Below are 1,811 nucleotides of genomic sequence, written 5' to 3' on the forward strand. Positions count from 1 at the left end.
GGGGGCGCCGGGCGCCGCCGGCGCCCGGTTGGGCCGGGCGGGGCCCCCGCCGCGGGCGTTTGCGTTGGCGCCGGGGGTGGGTGTCGCCCGGCGCGGCGCGGGGGTGTTGCCGGGGGACAGCTGTGGACGCCGCGGTGTGCGCTGCTGGTCCGGATAGCTCTCGGGGAGCCGTCCGGTGGGCCGGTCGGCCTCGGTGGTACGGGGCACGGGCGGCCGTACGTCGGTCAGACCCTGGGCCTCGCGGGCCGCGATCTCCTTGAGCCTGAGGGAGAGTTGAAGCGTGCTGGGCCGCTCCTCGGGGTCCTTGGCCAGGCAGGCCCGGACGAGCGGGGCGAGCGCGTCCGGTACGCCGTGCAGATGCGGTTCCTCGTGGACCACGCGGTACAGCATCACCTCGGAACTGCCGTGCCCGAAGGGCGAGTCGCCGGTCGAGGCGTACGCGAGGGTCGCGCCGAGGGAGAACACGTCCGTGGCGGGCGTGACCGCCGCACCGCGCACCTGCTCCGGCGCGAGGAAACCGGGTGAGCCGACCGCCGTGCCGACGTGCGTGAGGGTCGAGGCACCCGTCGCCCAGGCGATGCCGAAGTCGATGATCCGCGGCCCCTTCGGGGACAGCAGGATGTTGGACGGCTTCAGGTCCCGGTGCACGACACCGGCCTCGTGCACCGCCACGAGTCCCTCGGACAGGGCGGCACCGATCGAGGCCGCCTCCGCGGCGCCGAGCGCTCCCTCTTCGGCGACCTTGTCGTGCAGGGAGGGGCCGGGCACGTACTGTGTGGCGAACCACGGCCGGTCGGCGTCGAGATCCGCCGCTACGAGCCGCGCCGTGCACCCGCCCCTGATCCGCCGTGCCGCCGAGACCTCACGGGCGAAACGCGACCGGAACTCCTGGTCCTCCGCGAGATCGGGCCGGATGACCTTCAGGGCGACCCGCTGCCCCTTCTTGTCGGAGCCCAGATAGACAACGCCCATCCCGCCCGCGCCGAGCCGTCTGTGAAGCCTGAACGAGCCGACGACGCGCGGGTCCTCGCGCCTCAGGCGCATCATCGCCATGTTCATCCCCGCTGCCCGGTCCGTGTGACGTGGCACAGCTTACGTTTCCACGGCCGCCTGCGCTCAGAGGCCGCGCCCTCTCGGCCCGATCGATTGTCAGTGCCGGGCCGGAGAATTGAAGAGTGGTCAGGAAGCCGTCCCGCAGACGGTCATTGGCCGTGCCGTGACTCCAACCTCCCGTCAAAGAAGGGGTATTGAACGCGTCGAGGGTGACCGAACGGAGACGGCCGTGGGCGCCGGGGACACGACGCGCACGTGCGGGGTGGTGGCGAGCAGAGCGGGCCGCCGGGTCGAGACGGCGGTGCGCCGGGGTGGGGTCGAAGTGAGCGAAGTCACGCCGGCGGTCCTCCCACGCCTCTCAGGCGGGTGGGGCAGGCTCCGTCGTCCGCACCGCCCGGTTCCCGGCGGACCGGCCCCTGGCCCTCGGGGAACAGCCGGGGCCCGCGAGGACAGCTCGGAAAAGACCGGATACAGCGGGCACCCCCTCAGGGATGACCCCTAGACCTAGGACCCCGTCTCCACCCAGGGGAGTAGTCCGCTGGTCGCGGCTCATCCTCCGGGAGGCCCGCGATTCGGTACGACGGCATGACGCCCGTAGGGCGCCACGAGCCTAGATTTGAGGTCAAGCGGCGGGTGCAGCACTCGTCCCCCGAGGTCAGACACCCGCCGCTGCCAAGGACAACCGACAACGGTCAGGAGAGGGACCATGGCCCAGACGGTACCGAGGGCGCTGATCCGCACACGCGACAGCCGTCGTC

General features: G+C 72.3%; 1 protein-coding gene and 1 pseudogene. One reads left to right on the top strand and one right to left on the bottom strand.

Annotation, left to right across the window (positions count from 1 at the left end):
- Positions 1-1,059, bottom strand: a 1,059-nt coding sequence (locus ACFW2E_RS45640; protein ID WP_384477745.1) for a serine/threonine-protein kinase, incomplete at its 3' end; no start/stop codon positions are given.
- A 187-nt stretch (positions 1,060-1,246) separates the two neighbouring features.
- Between ACFW2E_RS45640 and ACFW2E_RS45645 the strand changes: the two are divergent.
- A pseudogene (locus ACFW2E_RS45645) lies at positions 1,247-1,555 on the top strand (hypothetical protein).
- The last annotated feature ends 256 nt before the right edge of the window (positions 1,556-1,811 follow it).

Source organism: Streptomyces sp. NPDC058964 (assembly GCF_042741275.1).
In the GTDB taxonomy this organism is placed as follows: Bacteria; Actinomycetota; Actinomycetes; order Streptomycetales; family Streptomycetaceae; genus Streptomyces.